The sequence below is a fragment of the Streptomyces luteoverticillatus genome, assembly GCF_003970715.1.
GTDB lineage: Bacteria > Actinomycetota > Actinomycetes > Streptomycetales > Streptomycetaceae > Streptomyces > Streptomyces abikoensis.
In genome coordinates this window covers 3,049,856-3,067,612 of the sequence record NZ_CP034587.1, presented here as the reverse complement: position 1 = coordinate 3,067,612, position 17,757 = coordinate 3,049,856, and the positions used below count along the sequence as shown (strand labels likewise).

The following is a 17,757-nucleotide window of genomic DNA, read 5'->3' as shown; positions in this document are numbered from 1 at the left end:
AGACGTTGAGAGGATCCGGGCAGCGGGACACTTGTCGTCCCGCCTCGGTGTAACGGCGCGGAATTCGAGGAGGCATCGGTGGCGGGCGAGTCCCCCGGCAAGTCGGAGCAGCGGAAGTCGTCGGGGGAGACGACTGGCACCACTGGTACGACCGGCAGCGAACGCGACCCCCGGCTCGGAGTCTTCCGGGCCGGCACGGACACGACCGAGGACCGTACGGACGGCAAGTCCGGCGGGTCGGATTCATCGGATTCGGGTTCGGATTCGGTTTCGGATGAGAACCGTCAGGGCCGCGAGGCCGACACGGCCGATTCCGATGCCGATGAGGCAGCGAAGCCCGCTGAGTCCGCCGGGAACGGGAACGGTGGTGCGAACGGCGGCGTCAAGCGTGACGCCCGCCTGAAGGCCGCCGTCGCCGCCTGGGTGGCGAGCGCGGAAGAGGACGGCCCGGAGGCCGGTGCCGAGGGCGACGCCGCAGGTGAGAAGCCGTCGGCCGACCGAGCCGACGCCACCGCGGATGCCCCTGCCGGTAAGGCCGCTGACGCCCCGGCAGAGGCGGAGCGCACGGCTGACGACGTGGCCGCCCGCGCGAAGGACAAGTCCGGCGCCGACCAGGCGACAGCCGTTTTCCGCACGGTGCGCCCCAAGGTGGACGAAACCAGCGGCGACGCCGCCCCCGAGGCGAAGAAGCCCGCTGCCAAGGACGAGAAGGACGGCGGGGACAGCAAGGACGACGGCAAGGGCGCGCCCGCCGCCGACCAGGCGACGGCCGTCTTCCGTACCGTGCGTCCGAAGTCCTCCGACGCCGATGCCGACGAGGACAAGGACGGCAAGGGCGGCAAGGGCGGCAAGAACGGCAAGGACGGCGTCGACCAGGCCACGGCCGTCTTCGGTGCCGTGCGCCCGAAGGCCGACGCCGCCACGTCCGAGGCGAAGAAGCCCGCCGCCGACGGCGAGAAGGACGGCAAGGACAGCAAAGACGGCAAGGACGAGCCCGCCGCCGACCAGGCGACCGCCGTCTTCCGTACCGTGCGCCCCAAGGCGGACGCGCCGAAGACCGACGCCGCCCCCAAGGCCGGTGCCGCCAAGCTCGACAACGGCGACCAGCCGACCGAGCTGATGAAGGCCCCCACCCCGCAGCCGACGCCCGGTGGCGAGCGCAAGAGCCAGTTCGTCCCGCTGAAGAAGGACGACGAGGCCGCGCCCGCCAAGGCCCCGGCAAAGCCGCAGCCCGCGAAGTCGCAGCCCGCGAAGTCGCAGCCCGCGAAGTCGCAGCCCACGAAGCCGCAGCCCACGAAGCCCGAGCCGGCGAAGCCCGAGCCCGGGACGTCCAAGGTCCCGCCGCCCCCGGGCCACACCGCCGCCCCGGCCGCGCCCACGGGGCCGGCCGCGCCGCTCGACCTGCTCGCCCAGCTGACGAACACCCCGCCGCCGCCGCAGACGCCCGTACGGACGGCCGTCCGGCGCGTCAAGATCTGGACGCCGCTCGTCGTGCTGCTCGGGATCATCTTCGTGATCGTGCAGTCCTTCCGGCCGCTGCCCGACCCCAAGCTCTCCCTCGGCGCGAAGAAGTCGTTCACCTTCGACGGCGGCAAGGCGCCCTTCGTCTGGCCGGACGAGGGCCAGTCCGCGGCCAAGGTCGTGGGCGCCGGTGACGTGGGCACGTTCGGCCCGCAGAAGCCCGTGCCGACGGCCAGCGTCGCCAAGGTCATGACCGCCTACGTGATCCTGAAGGACCACCCCCTGCAGAAGGGGGACAAGACCAGCAACAAGATCACGATCGACGAGGCGGCGGAGAAGGAGTCCAACGCCGAGGGCGAGTCCACGGCCAAGGTGCGTGCCGGGCAGGAGTTCTCCGAGTACGACATGCTCCGCATGCTGCTCATCCCGTCGGGCAACAACATCGCCCGCATGCTCGCCCGGTGGGACACCAACGGTGCCGAGGACGCGTTCGTCAAGAAGATGAACGACGCCGCCAAGGACCTCGGCATGACCAACACCACCTACACCGACCCCAGCGGTCTGACGGCGACGACGAAGAGCACGGCCGTGGACCAGGTGAAGCTCGCCGAGGTGATGATCAAGAACCCGGTCGTCCGGGAGATCACCCAGCAGCCCAACGCCGACATCCCCGGCGGCCCGCACATCAACAACAACAACGACACGCTGCTCGTGAAGGGCACCGGAGTCCTCGGCATCAAGACGGGCTCCAGCACCGCGGCCGGCGGCGCGCTGATGTGGGCGGCGCGGCGGGTGCTCGACGGCAAGGAGTACCTGGTCGTCGGCGCCACCATGGACCAGCACTTCAAGGGCCTGGACCCCAACGCCGAGAACAGCCTCACCAAGGTCAAGAACAAGAGCTACGAGCAGATCACGTCGATCCAGAACGCTCTGAAGACGGTCACCGTGGTGAAGAAGGGCGACGTCGTCGGCCACGTCGACGACGGTCTCGGCGGGCAGACGCCCATCGTCTCCACCAAGGACGTCGTGGCCGTCGGCTGGGCCGGCTTCGACACGAAGTTCGCGCTGTCCGACGTCGGCCGGAAGATCCCGCACTCGGCGAAGGCCGGTACGGAGGTCGGCGAGCTGGTCGTGGGCAGCGGTCCCGACGCGGTGAAGGTCCCGGTCGTGCTGAAGACGGCTCTGGCCGAGCCCTCCTTCGGCGCCAAGCTGACCCGCCTGGGCTGACGCCGGCCCGGCCGTGACGGCTCCTGGTCCGTACGAGTGGGTGCGGACCGGGGGCCGCTTTCGCGGTCGCCGCGACGTGCGGGGCGGCCCGACGGCGCGTGCTAGCGTCGCCAGGGTTTGCTCGTCACAGCCGGAGCATGCGTGAAGATGGGGGAGAAGACCGCAGGGGGAAGACGGGGAGAGCCGCAGTGACCACCGTGGGGCCGGCGCGGCCCAGAGACCCGGAGCAGCCGGAACGGCCGGAACGGCCCGCACGTCCGGAGCGTCCGGGAGCACCGGACGACACCGGTGACACCGGCACACCCGTGACGGGACGTACCACCGTGGCCCGTGGGGCCGGCTGGCGGCGCCCCTCGTGGGCCGTCGTCCCGCACCACCGCAAGGGCGGGCGCTACGCCGCCCTCACCGGGACGGTCGGGATCACCCTCTTCGTGGCCGCGGCGCTGCACATCCTCTGGATCTGCATCTTCGCCAACAGCGGCGGCGACCTCGCCGCGCAGGACGCGTGGGCGGAGTTCGCGCTGCAGCATCCGGCCTCGGCGTACAACCTCGCCTGGTACGGCGGGATGCACCCGGTGTCGTACAGCGTGATCTCGCCCTACATCATGGCCGCCATCGGTGTCCGCACCACGATGATGATCGCGGGCACGGTCGCCTCCGGCCTGATCGCGCTGCTGCTGGTCCGCAGCCGTGTCGTGCGCCGGCCGCTGTGGGCGGCGCTCTACGGCACGTTCGCGCTGATGTGCAACGCCATATCGGGCCGGGTGACGTTCGGGCTCGGCGCGATGTTCGGGCTGGCGGCGGTGGCCACGATCTTCGCCTGGCCGGTGCGCTGGCGCGCCACGGGCCGCTACCGCTGGGGGCGGGCCGCGCTGGCCGGGCTGATGGCGGGGCTGGCGACGGCGTCGAGCCCGGTGGCCGGCCTGTTCGTCGGCATCGTGGCGGCGGCGCTGTGGCTGAGCCGGCGCCGGCCGGCGGCCTACGCGCTGGGGGTGACCCCGGTGGTGGTGGTGGCGCTGTCGGCGTGGCTGTTCCCGTTCTCCGGGCAGCAGCCGATGGCCTTCGCCTCGGCGATCCTGCCGCTGCTCGCCGGGCTCTTCGGCGTGTTCATGACGCCCTCGTCGTGGCGCACGGTGCGGGCCGTCTCGTCGCTCTACGTGCTGGGTGTGCTGCTGGTCTGGCTGATCCCCTCGCAGATCGGCACGAACATCTCCCGGCTCGGGATGATCTTCGGTGGTGTGGTGCTGGTCGCCGCGCTGACCGGGATGGAGGCGCCGCCGAGAGCCGAGCTGCTGCGGCGCGGCAAGGTCTGGCTCGCGACCGTGTGCGGCGTGCTGACCCTCACCGGCTGGCAGCTCGCCAACTCCATCAGCGACATAGTGCACACCACCCCCGCCGCCTCCTGGGCCCGGGAGCTCGCCCCCCTCGTCGACCAGCTCCAGAAGCTGGACGCGGCGGGCGGGCGCGTCGAGGTCGTCCCGGCCCGCAGCCACCGCGAGGCCTCGGCGCTGGCCCCGTACGTCAATCTCGCGCGTGGCTGGAACCGGCAGGCCGACCTCAAGCGGAACCCGCTCTTCTACGAGGAGGGCATGCTCACCCCGGACAGCTACCGCGCCTGGCTCGGCCGCTGGGCCGTGGCCTACGTGGTGCTGCCCAAGGACGAGCCGGACAACGCGGCCGTCGAGGAGGCCAAGCTCGTCGAGCGCGGCCAGCCGTATCTGCGCGAGGTGTGGTCCGACGAGAACTGGCGCGTCTTCGCCGTGAAGGACCCCACGCCGCTCGCCGACCCGCCCGCCGTGGTGGACCGCTCGGACGCCGAGGGGCTGACGGTCACGGTGGGCAAGCCAGGCCCGGTGCTGATCCGCGTCCCGTACTCGCCGTGGCTGGGCCTGGTCGACGCGCAGGGCAAGGACATCCAGCCCCCCAAGGCCGGGCCGGGCGGCGAGCCGCCGGTCAACGTCAACGGCTGTCTGGCCAAGCAGGTCCAGGACGCCCGCGCGGGCCAGCCGGAGGACGACTGGACCCTGCTGCGCGCCCCGCACGCCGGTACCTACCGGATCGTGGCCAAGTACAAGCTGCCGCGCGGCACGGCCTGCCCGGACGACCTGGCGCGCTAGCCGCCTGTACCCGCCGCCATGCCGAACGGGTGACCGAGGGAACACCCTCGGTCACCCGTTCGCAGTCTCGGCGGGGAGGCCGTCCGGATGATCTCGCGCCCCTGGGATGACCTGCCCATACGGCCGTATCCCGGGCCGCCCCGGGCCGTCGGCGGCCCATCCCGCCGGGTGCGGGCCCCCGCCGGCGCGGTTTCCCTCGGCAGAGAGGAGCGCGGAATTCCGACTCCCGCTGCGGCACATCGGCGTGCCGCGCCCGCGCTCACGGAGGAAGCATGCGTAACGCACGAGTGCTCGCCGGGGCCGCGCTGACCATAGCCGCGCTGGGGGCGGCCGCCGCCCCCGCGCTCGCCGCCGATCACTTCGGAAAGCTCGAGGTCACCCCGGGCACCGTCCAGCCGGGCGCCACGATCACGGTGAACACCACCGCCTGTGGGCCCGACGGCAAGGGCACGGGTGACGCCAGCGCCGTGGGCGGCCCGGCGTCGTTCGAGCTCAAGGCGGGCACGAACAAGGAGGCCGTCGTCGGCCAGTTCGCGGTCCCGAAGTCGGCCAAGCCCGGCACCTACGGGATCGGCGCCAAGTGCGCCAACGGCAAGGAGGCCACCGGCGACCTGGTCGTCAAGGCGGGCGCGGGCATGAAGAGCTCACCCTCCGCCGCCCCGAGCATGTCGCCCATGACCCCGAAGGGCGGCATGAAGACCGGCGTGGGCGGCACCAGCGACGACTCCGGCACCGCCGAGGTCATCGCCGGCGCGGCCGTCCTGGGCACGTCGGCGGTCGTCGGCGTCTGGTTCCTGCGGCGTCGCGGCGGCGGCGACCGGGCCGACCAGGCCTGACCGGACCGAGGACCGCTCCCGGTGCCGGCCGGACCGCCCCTGGGCCCCCGGACGCGCGCGCTGCGCCCGGGGGCCGGGGACCCGGCCCCCGGGGTGAGCCGGTGGGCGAGTGCCTGTCTGCGGAGCGCGCCCGCGCGTTCACGGTACGGACGACGCGACTCGCGCGCCCCGCGCCACTCGCGTCACTCGCGCCACAAGACCGTGCTCGCCGTCGTCCTGGCGGTGGCGCTGCTGGTGGGCAGTTGGCTGATCGAGCACGGGGCGAAGGACCAGAGGCCGCCCCCGCAGCCGTCCCGGGCCGAGGCGTTCCCCACCTCCGGGGAGCCGCTGCTCGGCCCGCGCCGCGACGACCACGCCGTACCGCCCCTGCCGCGGGCCGTGCCCACGCGCGTCCGCATCCCCGGCATCCAGGTCGACGCGCCCATGACTCCCCTCGGCCTCGGCCCCGACGGCACACTCGCGAGCCCGCCCGAGGAGGACGGCAACCTCGCCGGCTGGTACGCGGACGGCACACCGCCCGGCACCGCCGGCACCGCCGTCGTCGCCGGCCACGTCGACCTGGCCAACGGCCCGGCCGTCTTCTACAACCTCGGCGCGCTGAAGAAGGGCGACACGGTGGAGGTGGCCCGCTCCGACGCCCTGACGGCCGTCTTCACGATCGACGCGATCGAGGTCTACGACCGGTCGAGCTTCCCCTCGGAGAAGGTGTACGGGGCGGTGGGCCCGGGCCAGGGCCGTGCGGAGCTCCGCGTGATCACCTGCGGCGGGGGCTTCTCGGCGGAGGCGGACGAGTACCTGGGCAACGTGGTGGTCTACGCCCACCTCACGGCGGTCCGGCACCCTCCCGGGCTGCTGAGCTGAGGAGGGTGCCGGTGCCCGTGCCGGGCGCGCTCGTCAGTGCGCCCGGCGCTGGTGGACGCCCATCGCCGTCGTCATCCTCGCGGCTTCCTGACGATCGTCGGCGCGCAGGGCGGCCGCGCGGCGGCGCTTGATGTCCCAGCATTCATCGCAACGGCGGGCCGGTGGTTCGGGCGGATTCCCGCTGGTGGAGGCCAGCCGCTGCCTGCTCTGCTGGTTGGCGTCGGCCACCTTCGCGCGCAGCGCGTCGTTCTCACCGGTGTTGTCGGTCACCGGGCCGCCTCCGTGTCGTGGTGGGGCACACGGGGGCGGAGATCGATGCCGTGCGCGGTGATCCACACCCAGTACGACGCGTCGTCGACGGGCCGGGGCTCGGGCCGCGGTGCCGCGAGGCCCACGCAGGCGGGGCACGGACGGTCGCCGCCTGCGCGGGAGTTGTTCGTACGGAAAACCGCCCTCGCCCATGCGAGCCACCGGCGGATAAGGTCATGCATTGCTGACGCTCCTCTCTAGCGTTGGCCACGCCCCCGGACCGGCTGCACGGTCGCGGGGGTTTCTCCTTTTGGGCGTGGCACACACCAAAATCACCTCTGCGTGACGATGTCGTCGCGCCGAGCGATCGCGGGATCAGAATGCACCCGCCGACTATGCGTGTGCAAGACGTGAGAATGCATAGAGTGCATGTGCGAACCTGCCTTGCAGGTGAGGGGTGTTGGCGGACAGAATCGCCCTGCCTCCTGTGCAGATGAAAGGTGGAGGGCATGCCTACGAAGCGGCAGATGCCGACGGTCCGCCTCCGGCGTCTGGCCGCCGAACTCCGACGGCTGCGCGCCGGTGCCGACTTGACCAGGGAGGACGTCGCCGAACAGACGGGCATCAACACGGCGACGCTCTACCGGATCGAGACCGCACGTGTCCGTCCGCAACGGCGGACCTTGGTCGCGCTTCTCAATCTGTATGGCGTGCGTGAGTCGCAGCGCGATGAGGTCCTGGCGCTGTCGGAAGGCGCGAGCGTGCAGGGCTGGTTGCGCCCGTATCACAGTGAACTGCCCGAGGAATATACTGCTTACATCAGCTTCGAGGCTGAGGCGCGTGCAGTACGAAACTACGAATCGCTATTCGTCCCAGGTCTGTTGCAGACCGAGGACTATGCACGCGCTGTGATCAAGGGCGTATTGCCGATGGCGAGTGCCAGGGAAATCGAGCAGCGAGTTCAGGCGCGGGTGGAACGGCAGGCGGTGCTTGTCAAAGACGACCCGCTGCACCTCTGGGCAATCATGGATGAGGCTGCCCTGCGGCGCATGGTGGGTGGCCGCGATGTTATGCACAAGCAGTTGCAACACCTGACAGCCGTGGCCCAGGAGCCGCACATGACGCTCCAGGTGATCCCGTTCGGCGCCGGTGCGCATGCAGGGATGCCTGGCTCCTTCGTGCTCATGAGCTTTCCCGAGGCCGAAGACCCTGAGATCGTCTACATCGACAGCATGGCTGGAGACCTCTTCCTCGAAGCCGAGGCGGATATTCGCCGGTACGGCGCGATCTTCGACAACCTGCGCGCGGTGGCGCTGAGTCCTGACGACACGTCGAATTTGATCGCCGCACTGGCCAAGGAAACTCAGTGAGGGAAGAGGTGGCGGCAGTGGGCCGAGCGACGACCCCCGATGGCATATGGCGCAAGAGTTCCTACAGCAGCGGGAACGGCCAGTGTTTCGAGATAGCGGTCCGGCGGGGGGCGGTGGCGACCCGCGACAGCAAGGACTTGACCGGTGCGGCGCTGACCTTCGGCGTGGACGCCTGGTCGGCGTTCGTCGTCGGCCTTCGGGCCGGGGGCCTCGGGGTCGCCGGTTAGGCGCCCCGAAGCGCACCCGGCCCCGCCGGCCCGGCTCAGGCCGTCGCGGCCCGCCCCACCGGAATCCAGAGTTCCGAATCTGCGTGCGTCCCGTCCGCCGAAGGGCGGACACGGAGGATCTCCGGGCCGGGCCGGGTCTCGTACGGGTTCGAGGGGAACCACTGCGTGAACACGTCGCGCCACATGAACTGGAGCGACTGCGGGAACTGGCCGGAGTTCTCGAAGACGGCCCACGTGCCGGCCGGGACGGCGAGGACGTCCAGGTCGGCGGGAACGTCCTGTGCGCCCGTCACCACGCCGTGGTAGTAGTCGAGTTCGCTGCCCTCCGCGCGGCTCGGGTCGAGCAGGACGCTCACCGCGACGATCCCCGACGGGTCCTGGTCGGAGAGCGTGGCGATGCGGCCCAGCTCGTCCTTCCCGATGCCCCGGACGAACTCGGCTATCGCCGGGTTGACCCCTTCGTACACGAGCGGGACGCGGGCCTTCTTTCCGGCCACGCGGAACTCGTCCTTCTCCACAATCCGGTATCGCATACTGCTGTTCCCTTCGACGATGAGGCGGAAGGACATCCGGGGCTGGGCGCTCAGCGCCGCACCCGTTCGCCGGGCCTCGCCCGGGCCCACGCCGTGGAGGGCGCGGAACGCGCGGGCGAAGGCTTCCCCCGAGCCGTAGCCGTAGCGCGTCGCGACGTCCAGCAGGGTCCGTTCGCCGGCGAGCACCTCGGCGCCCGCGACGGTCAGGCGCCTGCGGCGGATGTACTCCGACAGCGGGACGCCCGCCAGCGCGGAGAACAGCCGGCGGAGGTGGTACTCCGATGTCGCCGCGATGCGCGCGAGGTCGGCCACGTCGATCGGCTGGTCGAGGTGTGACTCGATGTGCTCCAGCGCCTGGTTCAGCCGTTCCAGCACCATCCCGGACTCCTTCCCTTTCGATCACTCACGTTAGGAAAGGACCACCCTGCCGGACCCGACATCCTGTGCCCGATCCGGTCGGGTCAGGAGCCGGTCGGGTCAGCCGCGCTGAGGTCAGGCGTCCTACCCGAACTGCACCGATCGCTTCGCCAGTCCGCCCCAGAAGCCGTCGATGACGCTGCGGTGGGAGCTGAGGTGCTCGCCCGCCGCTCCCATCGCCACGAACAGCGGCGCGAAGTGCTCGGTGCGGGGGTGGGCCAGCCGGCCGGCCGGGGCCTTGTGCTCGAAGTCGAGGAGCGCGTCCACGTCCTCGGCCGCCAGGGCCTCGCGGCCCCACGCGTCGAACTCCGCCGACCAGCCGGGCGGGCCGGAGCCGGCGTGGCGGAGGGCGGCGAGGTTGTGGGTGAAGAAGCCGCTGCCGACGATCAGGACGCCCTCGTCGCGCAGCGGCGCGAGCCGCCGGCCGATCTCCAGCAGCCGCGTGGGGTTCAGGGTGGGCAGGGACATCTGGAGGACGGGGACGTCCGCGTCGGGGTACATCTCGACGAGCGGGACGTACGCGCCGTGGTCGAGCCCCCGGTCGGGCAGGTCCGCCACGGGCGTACCGGCGCCCCGCAGGGTGCGGCGGACGCGGTCCGCGAGGGCCGGGGCGCCCGGTGCCGCGTAGCGGACGCGGTAGTAGTGCTCGGGGAAGCCCCAGAAGTCGTACACGAGGGGCACGGTCTCGGTGGCGCCCAGGGCGAGGGGGGCCTCCTCCCAGTGGGCGGAGATCATCAGGATCGCCGTGGGCCGGGGGAGGTCCGCGGCCCAGGCGGCGAGCTGGCCGGGCCATATGGGATCGTCCGCGAGGGGCGGCGCGCCGTGGGAGAGGTAGAGGGCGGGCATGCGCCCGGGTGTCGGTGCCGGCATGACAGCCTCCGAAATGCTTGAACTCTCAACCTTCTAGCGCTACCGACCTTACAACTTTATTATTTAAGCTTCAAGCAATGGCTGGTCGTCGTACCGGAGGGAACCGGCGAGTGAAACAGTGGATGTCATGACGAACCGACCCCCGGAGGTCCCGGACGACGCCGCCGTCGCCGAGCCCCGCTGGCTCACCCCCGCCGAGCAGGAGGCCTGGCGGGCCTACCAGCACGCCTCCACGCTGCTGGAGGACTACCTCGACCGGCAGCTGCAGCGCGACGCGGGCATGCCGCACGTCTACTACGGCCTGCTCGTCAAGCTCTCGGAGTCGCCCCGGCGCCGGATGCGGATGACCGAGCTGGCGCAGAGCGCGAAGATCACCCGGTCCCGGCTCTCGCACGCGATCGCCCGGCTGGAGAAGAGCGGCTGGGTACGGCGCGAGGAGTGCCCGTCGGACAAGCGCGGGCAGCTGGCCGTGCTGACCGACGCCGGCTTCGAGATGCTGCGGCGGTCCGCGCCGGGGCACGTGGAGGCGGTCCGGGGCGCGGTCTTCGACCGGCTGACGCCCGAGCAGGTCGCCAAGTTCGGCGAGGTGTGCGGGATCATCGCCGCCGGGCTCCAGCCGGAGGGCGCGGATCTGCCCTGGCTGCGGTGACCTGAAGCCCGTGGAAAGAAGCTCGTCAAAAGCGTGAAGGGCCCCTGCCGACCGATTCGGCAGGGGCCCTTCGCGTACTGCTACGGCCTCAGTGGGCCATCACCGGGATCGCGTCCTCGGCCGTCTCGCCGTCCGCCGAGGAGGCGGCGGGGCCGCCACCCGGGTTGGCGTTGACGAAGACCAGGGCGACCAGCGCGGACAGCGACAGGATGCCGACCGCCCACCACACGGCGGTGGAGTAACCGTGCACCATCGACTGGAAGGTGAGGAGCTTCGGGTTCGTGGCACCGGCCATGTGGGACTTGAAGTAGTCCGTGGTGGCGCTGGCCGCGATGGTGTTGAGCAGCGCGGTGCCGATGGCGCCGCCGACCTGCTGCGAGGTGTTGACCATCGCCGAGGCGACACCCGCGTCACGCGGCTGCACGCCGTGGGTGGCCAGGCTCATGGCGGGCATGAAGGCCGTGCCCATGCCGAGGCCCATCATCATCAGGCCGGGCAGGATCACCGCCGCGTAGGAGGTGTCCAGGTCGATCTGGGTGAGCAGCACCATGCCGGCCGCCGCGAGCAGGAAGCCGGGGGCCATCAGCCAGCGCGCCGGGACGCGGGTCATCAGGCGGGTGCCGATCTGCGTGGAACCGGTGATCATCATGGCGATCATCGGCAGGAACGACAGACCGGTCTTGACCGGCGAGTAGCCGCGGACGACTTGCAGGTAGTAGGTCAGGAAGAGGAACAGGCCGAACATCGCGATGGCGGCCAGGCCCAGGGAGATGTAGACACCGCCGCGGTTGCGGTCGGTGAGGACGCGCAGCGGCATCAGCGGGGCCTTCACCGAGCGCTCGACGAGCAGGAAGGCGCCCAGCAGCACGGCCGCGGCGACGAACAGGCCGATGGTGATGCCGGCCGACCAGCCGTCGGACTCGGCGCGCGTGAAGCCGTAGACCAGGGAGACCAGGCCGAGGGTGGCCAGGATGACACCGGGGATGTCCAGCTTCGAGGGGTTGCGGCCCTCGGCGGGCTCACGGATCACGGAGATCGCGCCGGCGGCGGCGACGACGGCGAAGGGGATGTTCACGAAGAACGTCCAGCGCCAGTTGAGGTATTCGGTGAACAGGCCGCCGAGGATCAGGCCGACACCACCACCGGCACCGGCGATGGCACCGAAGACGCCGAACGCCTTGGCGCGCTCCTTCGCCTCGGTGAAGAGCACGGCGAGCAGCGACAGGGCCGCCGGGGCGAGCAGCGCGCCGAAGACGCCCTGGAGGGCGCGGGCGCCCAGCAGCATGGCGGTGTTGACGGCGGCGCCGCCGAGCGCGGAGGCGGCCGCGAAGCCGATCAGGCCGGTGACGAACGCCCGCTTGCGGCCCCACAGGTCGGAGATCCGGCCGCCGAAGAGCAGCAGTCCGCCGAAGGCGAGGGCATAGGCGGTGATGACCCACTGCCGGTTGCCGTCCGAGATGCCCAGGTCGGCCTGGGCGGAGGGCAGCGCGATGTTCACGATGGTCGCGTCGAGGACGACCATCAGCTGGGCCAGGGCGATGAATATCAGCGCTTTCCAGCGCCTCGGATCGGCTTCGGTGCGGAGATCTGACATGGGTGGGGCCTACCTAGCGGTGGTGGTGAGGTGTGGTGGTTCGTGGGCTGTCCGGTGCGCGGGCCTGTCCGGCGCGCGGGCCGCGCGGGCTACGGGCGGGGCGCGTCCCCGGCGGACGGGTCCGCCGCCTGGGGGAACCCCTTGCGCAGGTCCGCCAAGGTGGCGGGCGCGCCGGGGAGTTCCGACCGGGCCGGGTTCATCAGGCCGTCCAGGAACAGCTGGAGGTGGCGTTGGACGAACTGGCCGAAGTCGTGGCAGCCGGTGTCGGGCAGCGGTCTGGTGAGCTGGGTGACGGCCACCATCAGGTCGCCGATGCCGATGTCGGCGCGGAGCTGACCGGACGCGCGGGCGGCGGCCATCAGCGCCTCGATGAGGCTCTCCAGCCGGTCGCGGGCCTCGACATGGTCGGGGTGGCTCTTGTCGACACCCTCGGCGAGCAGGGGGCACAGGGCCCCGATCCGCTCGTCCGCCGCGGCGTGGACGAAGCGCCTCAGCGCGTGGAAAGCATCGGGCTCCTCCGCTAGCGCCGCCTCCGCCCGGTCGGCGATACGGGCCATGACGGAGAGGGTGACGTGGTGAATCAGCTCGCGGCGATCCGCGAAGTGCCGGTACAGCGTGGCATTGCCGACCCCGGCGCGTCGAGCGATTTCATCGAGTGAGGAATCGGCCCCGTGCTCGACGAGGGCTTCGCGGGCGGCCGCGACGATCCGCTCGCGGTTGCGCAGGGCGTCGGCGCGCAGGCGGGGCTGCGGGGCTGTGGCCAAGGCCGCGCCCTCCTTCCGTGAGAAGTGCTATGCGGGGAGTCGCTCCCCGTTTGACAGGAACGCTCACTTAAACGGGGAGACCCTCCCCGGATATTTCGGAGCGCCGTATGGCGTGAATCACACCCCCGGATGGCGGGATTCCACTCCCCGTCTGCCGCAGTCCGGGGCGCGCGGGCCCACTCACCGGGCACAGGGTGAGTGATGAGTACGACGAGATGACGACGCTGAGATGAAGACGTGGGATGAAGGCGAGGCGGCGCATGAGACCCCTGGTCATCCTGGTCGCGGCGGCCACGGTGGGCGCCCTCACCGCCCCCCTGCCCGCGCGGGCGGGGGACGCCGACCGCCCTTCGGTCGTTCGCCCGTCCGCGGCAGGCCTCCGGGGCGGGGGCCGGCCGCCCGGCGGCCCGTGCGCGCTGCGCACCGTCACCTCGCACGTCTCGGAGGGGGCCCGCACCCCGCGCGGGTACGCCCGCTCCAGCGGCGTCGTACGGGCCGTCACCTTCCTCATCGACTTCCCGGACGCCCCCGCGAGGATGACCCCGCGCAAGCGGTACGCCGAGTTCTTCCCGGCCGTCGCCGACTACTACCGCGTCAGCTCCTACGGGCGGCTCGACTACCGCTCCACGCCCTGGCCGCGCTGGATCCGCATGTCCCGCCCGTACCGCTCGTACGGCATCACGCGCGGCGCGAGCTTCGACCCGAACCGGGGCGACGGCTACTACGCGATCACCAAGGAGATCGTGGCCGCCGTCGGCGGCCGGGTCGACTTCCGGCGCTACGACCTGATCAACGTGCTGGCCGCGCCCAACGCCGGACCACCCGCCGTCCAGGACGTCCGCTCGGTGACGTTCGCGGGCGCCGCCACGGGGCTGACCTCCCGCAACGGCGCCCCCATCCGGAACGTGTCCTTCATCTGGAGCCGGCAGACCGGTGACAGCCCCTACCGCGTCCTCAACCACGAGAACGCCCACAGCTTCGGTCTCCCCGACCTCTACCGCGGCGACCAGAACCGCACGCCGCGCACCCCCGTGGGCCACTGGGACCCCATGGACGAGGACTGGGGGCCCTCCAACGACTTCCTCGCCTGGCACAAGTGGAAGCTCGGCTGGCTGGCCCCCTCGCAGGTCCACTGCGTGACCCGGCCCGGCCGCCGGCTGCTGACCCTGAGCCCCACCTCGGTGCCGGGCGGCCCCAAGCTCGCCGTGATCCCCCTCTCCGCGACCCGCGCGATCACCCTGGAGGCCCGCGCCCCGGGCCGCCTCGACCACGCCGTCTGCCGCCCCGGCGTCCTCGTCACGACCGTCGCCTCCGACCTCCCCTCGGGTGCCGCCCCCGTGCGCGCCTCCGACGCCACCCCGGGCAGCCGCGGCTGCCTGACCACCGACCCCAACGTCAGCCCGGCCCTGACCGACGCCCCCTACCGCGCCGGCCAGCGCTGCTCGACGGCCGACGTCACCGTCGACGTCCTCGGCCAGGACCGCGCCGGGAACTGGCGCGTCCAGGTCACCCGCCGCCCGCCGGCGGACGACTACGCCTGATGGCCCACTGACCCGCCGCACGCCGATCCGCTAACCTGTCCGTCGAGCGTCCTCGCAGGCCGCGCGGCCCCCAGGGGTGTCCGCGGGCGCCGGCGGACGCGCTCACGCCCCGCCTCCGTAGCTCAGGGGATAGAGCACCGCTCTCCTAAAGCGGGTGTCGGCAGTTCGAATCTGCCCGGGGGCACTTTGCGTCAACGCGCTGACCTGGGGATTCTCCCAGGGAGGCGCGCTCTCTTCGGCCTCGGACTCTTCGTCCGGGGCCGTTCGCGTGAGCGGTGCGTGGCCCGTACGGCCGGGCGCCGCTTCTTCGTATGTATGCCCACATGACGGGTGATATGCCATATTTCCACCCATTCTCGATGAAGGGCATGGCATGAAGTTCGCAGTCATCGGCGGTACCGGACTCATCGGATCGCAGGTCGTCGAGATCCTGAACTCCGCCGGGCACGAGGCCGTACCGCACTCGAAGTCCGGCGGGGTCGACGTCATCAGCGGCCGGGGACTGGGCGAGGCGGTGGCGGGAGCCGACGTCGTCGTCAACCTGACGAACTCCCCGACCTTCGACGAAGCCTCCCCGGCCTTCTTCCGGACCTCGATGGAGAACCTTCTGGCCGAGGCCCGGAAGGGCGGCGTCGGCCACTTCGTCATTCTCTCGATCGTCGGCACGGACCGGGTCCCGGAGCTGGCCTACTACCGGGCCAAGGCGCTCCAGGAGGAGATCCTCGCGGCCGGGCCGATCCCCTACTCGATCGTCCGGGCGACGCAGTTCATGGAGTTCATGGACGCCGTCATGTCCTGGACCGCCGACGCCGGCACCGTCCGGCTGCCCGCCACGCCGGTCCAGCCGATCGCCGCCAAGGACGTGGCCGCCGCGGTCGCGGAAGTCGCCGCGGGCGCCCCGCTGAACGGCATTCGCGACATCGCCGGACCCGAGATCTTCACCCTGGACGAGCTGGGCCGGATCACCCTTGCCCGCAAGGGCGACGACCGCACCGTCGTCACCGACCCCACCGCCGGCATGTTCGCCGTCGTCAAGGGTGACGTCCTCACCGACAAGGACGCTCACCTCGCCCCCACCCGCTACACCGACTGGCTCTCCTGACCGCTTCGCGAGCGCTAGGCGGCCCCGCCGTGATCGGGCGGTGCCGAAGTGGTGGCCGAAAAGTTGGACCACTTTTCGTTATGCCCCCGGTTACCCCAGGTCTCCCATGCATCGGAACGCCAGGAATGGCGGACGGGAACGAGGTGGCGAGGCGTGACTGTGAAGAGTGTGACCGGGGTGACCGGAGTGGTCGAGGCGGCGCGGGCCGGGGACGCGGGTGCGCAGGGCGAACTCGTGGCCGCCTGCCTGCCGCTGGTCTACAACATCGTCGGCAGGGCGCTGAAGGGCCACGCGGACGTCGACGACGTGGTCCAGGAGACGATGATCCGGATGGTGGGCGGTCTCTCCGGGCTGCGTGACGCCTCCCGCTTCCGGTCCTGGCTCGTCGCGATCGCCGTGAACCGGATCCGCGGCCACTGGCGCAGACAGCAGGACGCCCCCGTGGGCGGGCTCCAGGAGGCGTGCCACCTCTCCGACCCCGGCGCCGACTTCGTCGAGCTGACGATCCTCCGGCTCGGGCTGGAGGGACAGCGCCGGCAGGTCGCCGAGGCCACCCGCTGGCTCGACGACGACGAGCGGGCCGCGCTGTCCCTGTGGTGGCTGGAGGCGACGGGCGAGCTGACCCGGGCCGAGGTCGCCGCCGCGCTGGAGCTCACGCCGCAGCACACCGCCGTGCGCATCCAGCGCACCAAGCTCCAGTTGGAGACCGCCCGGGCCGTCGTCCGGGCCCTGGCCACCACCCCCCGCTGTCCGGAACTCGCGGGCATCGTCGGCATCTGGGACGGCACGCCCTCCCCGCTGTGGCGCAAGCGCATCGCCCGGCACACGCGCGGCTGCGCCGAGTGCGGCGGCCACTGGACCGCGCTCATCCCCGCCGAGGGACTGCTCGCGGGCCTCGGACTCGTCCCGGTGAGCGGCGCTCTGATGGATCGTTTCGCCGCGGGCGCGTTGGGCGTTCAGCCCGTCGGCTGCGCCACGGGCGGTGCTTCGTCCGGTGGTGCCGGTGGGGTGGCCCCCGGCACGTCCTCGGGTACGGCCGCGGGCACCGGCCGGGGCCGTACCCGCCGTCCCGGCGTTCGCGCGGTCGTCACCGCCGTCGCGCTGGCCGTCACCGTCGCGATCGGCGTCCTGGGCGGGTACCGCTACCTCGCCCCCGCCCCGGACGGCAGCGGAACGCGCGACGGAAACCAGGGCCGGGGTGCGGAGAACGTGGTGCTTCCGCTCACGTCCCTGCGCACCGAGCTCCCCTCGCCGCCCGTACCCGCGCCCTCCGCGTCCTCCCCGGCGGCCCGTACCGCCACGTCCGCGTCCGCGCCCGCCCACCGGCCCGTGGTGCCGGAGTCCGCCCGTACCCCCTCCGCGCCCACGTCCGCCCACTCCACCGCCCCCGTCCGTACCCCGGCGCCGGCGGTCACGCCCGGTGCCGATCAGCGGGACGAGACCGCACGGGAGGTCGAGCGTCAGGTCAACAAGGAGCGGGCCAAGGCCGGTTGCGGGCCGCTGCGGGCCAGCGCCGAGCTGGTCGTCGTCGCCCGGCGCGGCGCGGGCGAACTGGCGCTGGGCGCCCGCCTCGACGCCACCCGCGAGCAGGAGCGGGAGCGGGCGCAGGACCGGGAGCAGGGGCCGGAGAAGGCGGAGCCCGGGCACCGCTGGAGCCTCGCGGGCATGGCCTCGGCCGGACGGGCCGACGTCGCCGGCGCTCTCACCGTGTGGACGCGCGGCGCGACCCGCCACGACGTCGTCCGCGACTGCTCGCTGACCGAACTCGGCGTCGCCGTCACCTTCACCGCCGGTTCGCCGCACGGGACGCCCGTCGTCGCCGCCCGCTGACGCACCGGCCCGCAGATTCCCCCTGAACTTCCGCGCGCCCGCCGCGCGGTTCCGCCGGGGCCTTCCGTTTCCGCCCCGGCCTCGTCACACCCTCCACGACCGTTGGGAT

Annotated in this window: 16 protein-coding genes and 1 tRNA gene; 11 read left to right on the top strand and 6 right to left on the bottom strand. The window is 72.0% G+C overall.

Annotation, left to right across the window (positions count from 1 at the left end):
* Nucleotides 1-78 precede the first annotated feature (78 nt).
* The 4 genes from EKH77_RS13265 (at nucleotide 79) to EKH77_RS13250 (ending at nucleotide 6,502) form a co-directional block, all read left to right on the top strand.
* Nucleotides 79-2,688: a D-alanyl-D-alanine carboxypeptidase family protein gene (locus EKH77_RS13265; RefSeq protein WP_126914601.1), complete on the top strand. Its 2,610-nt coding sequence runs from the start codon at nucleotides 79-81 to the stop codon at nucleotides 2,686-2,688.
* A gap of 137 nt (nucleotides 2,689-2,825) precedes the next feature.
* On the top strand, nucleotides 2,826-4,805 hold the full coding sequence (locus EKH77_RS13260; protein ID WP_417922705.1) for an MFS transporter: 1,980 nt from the start codon (nucleotides 2,826-2,828) through the stop codon (nucleotides 4,803-4,805).
* A 272-nt stretch (nucleotides 4,806-5,077) separates the two neighbouring features.
* The gene (locus EKH77_RS13255; RefSeq protein ID WP_126914600.1) at nucleotides 5,078-5,641 is read left to right on the top strand and encodes a hypothetical protein; all 564 of its coding nucleotides are present in this window, start codon (nucleotides 5,078-5,080) and stop codon (nucleotides 5,639-5,641) included.
* Nucleotides 5,642-5,842: 201 nt separating this feature from the next.
* On the top strand, nucleotides 5,843-6,502 hold the full coding sequence (locus tag EKH77_RS13250) for a class F sortase (RefSeq protein ID WP_126914599.1): 660 nt from the start codon (nucleotides 5,843-5,845) through the stop codon (nucleotides 6,500-6,502).
* Between the two features lie 33 nt (nucleotides 6,503-6,535).
* On the opposite strand, the gene EKH77_RS13245 is transcribed toward EKH77_RS13250, so the two are convergent.
* Together EKH77_RS13245 and EKH77_RS13240 are read right to left on the bottom strand one after the other, a co-directional pair.
* Nucleotides 6,536-6,772: a hypothetical protein gene (locus EKH77_RS13245; RefSeq protein WP_126914598.1), complete on the bottom strand. Its 237-nt coding sequence runs from the start codon at nucleotides 6,770-6,772 to the stop codon at nucleotides 6,536-6,538.
* Nucleotides 6,769-6,993 (bottom strand): hypothetical protein, encoded by a 225-nt coding sequence (locus EKH77_RS13240; protein ID WP_126914597.1) that lies wholly within the window; start codon nucleotides 6,991-6,993, stop codon nucleotides 6,769-6,771. The genes EKH77_RS13245 and EKH77_RS13240 overlap by 4 nt, the downstream gene beginning before the upstream one ends.
* A 267-nt stretch (nucleotides 6,994-7,260) precedes the next feature.
* Between EKH77_RS13240 and EKH77_RS13235 the strand changes: the two genes are divergently transcribed.
* Nucleotides 7,261-8,121: a helix-turn-helix domain-containing protein gene (locus EKH77_RS13235; protein ID WP_126914596.1), complete on the top strand. Its 861-nt coding sequence runs from the start codon at nucleotides 7,261-7,263 to the stop codon at nucleotides 8,119-8,121.
* Between the two features lie 17 nt (nucleotides 8,122-8,138).
* A complete protein-coding gene (locus EKH77_RS13230) occupies nucleotides 8,139-8,348 on the top strand; it encodes a DUF397 domain-containing protein (RefSeq protein ID WP_126914595.1) in 210 nt (69 codons plus the stop codon).
* Nucleotides 8,349-8,383: 35 nt separating this feature from the next.
* Here EKH77_RS13230 and EKH77_RS13225 read toward each other — a convergent pair whose 3' ends face one another.
* Both EKH77_RS13225 and EKH77_RS13220 read right to left on the bottom strand, forming a co-directional pair.
* Nucleotides 8,384-9,256, bottom strand: a complete 873-nt coding sequence (locus EKH77_RS13225) for an AraC family transcriptional regulator (protein WP_126918050.1) — start codon at nucleotides 9,254-9,256, stop codon at nucleotides 8,384-8,386.
* Between the two features lie 126 nt (nucleotides 9,257-9,382).
* Nucleotides 9,383-10,168: a dioxygenase family protein gene (locus EKH77_RS13220; protein ID WP_126914594.1), complete on the bottom strand. Its 786-nt coding sequence runs from the start codon at nucleotides 10,166-10,168 to the stop codon at nucleotides 9,383-9,385.
* 127 nt (nucleotides 10,169-10,295) lie between these two features.
* Here EKH77_RS13220 and EKH77_RS13215 point away from each other — a divergent pair, with 127 nt between their 5' ends.
* Nucleotides 10,296-10,817: a MarR family winged helix-turn-helix transcriptional regulator gene (locus tag EKH77_RS13215; RefSeq protein WP_126914593.1), complete on the top strand. Its 522-nt coding sequence runs from the start codon at nucleotides 10,296-10,298 to the stop codon at nucleotides 10,815-10,817.
* 88 nt (nucleotides 10,818-10,905) lie between these two features.
* On the opposite strand, the gene EKH77_RS13210 is transcribed toward EKH77_RS13215, so the two are convergent.
* Complete coding sequence (locus tag EKH77_RS13210) at nucleotides 10,906-12,411, bottom strand: MFS transporter (protein ID WP_126914592.1); 1,506 nt, start codon at nucleotides 12,409-12,411, stop codon at nucleotides 10,906-10,908.
* An 89-nt stretch (nucleotides 12,412-12,500) separates the two neighbouring features.
* Nucleotides 12,501-13,175, bottom strand: coding sequence for a TetR/AcrR family transcriptional regulator (locus tag EKH77_RS13205; RefSeq protein ID WP_126914591.1), 675 nt, complete (start codon nucleotides 13,173-13,175; stop codon nucleotides 12,501-12,503).
* Between the two features lie 260 nt (nucleotides 13,176-13,435).
* Between EKH77_RS13205 and EKH77_RS13200 the strand changes: the two genes are divergently transcribed.
* From EKH77_RS13200 to EKH77_RS13185, 4 genes are all read left to right on the top strand, one after another.
* Entirely contained in the window at nucleotides 13,436-14,716 is a 1,281-nt protein-coding gene (locus tag EKH77_RS13200) for a M6 family metalloprotease domain-containing protein (RefSeq protein ID WP_126914590.1), read from the top strand.
* 111 nt (nucleotides 14,717-14,827) lie between these two features.
* Nucleotides 14,828-14,900 (top strand) — tRNA-Arg (locus tag EKH77_RS13195).
* Between the two features lie 189 nt (nucleotides 14,901-15,089).
* Nucleotides 15,090-15,818: an SDR family oxidoreductase gene (locus EKH77_RS13190; RefSeq protein WP_126914589.1), complete on the top strand. Its 729-nt coding sequence runs from the start codon at nucleotides 15,090-15,092 to the stop codon at nucleotides 15,816-15,818.
* A gap of 153 nt (nucleotides 15,819-15,971) precedes the next feature.
* Nucleotides 15,972-17,648: a sigma-70 family RNA polymerase sigma factor gene (locus EKH77_RS13185; protein WP_164737793.1), complete on the top strand. Its 1,677-nt coding sequence runs from the start codon at nucleotides 15,972-15,974 to the stop codon at nucleotides 17,646-17,648.
* Nucleotides 17,649-17,757 lie beyond the last annotated feature (109 nt).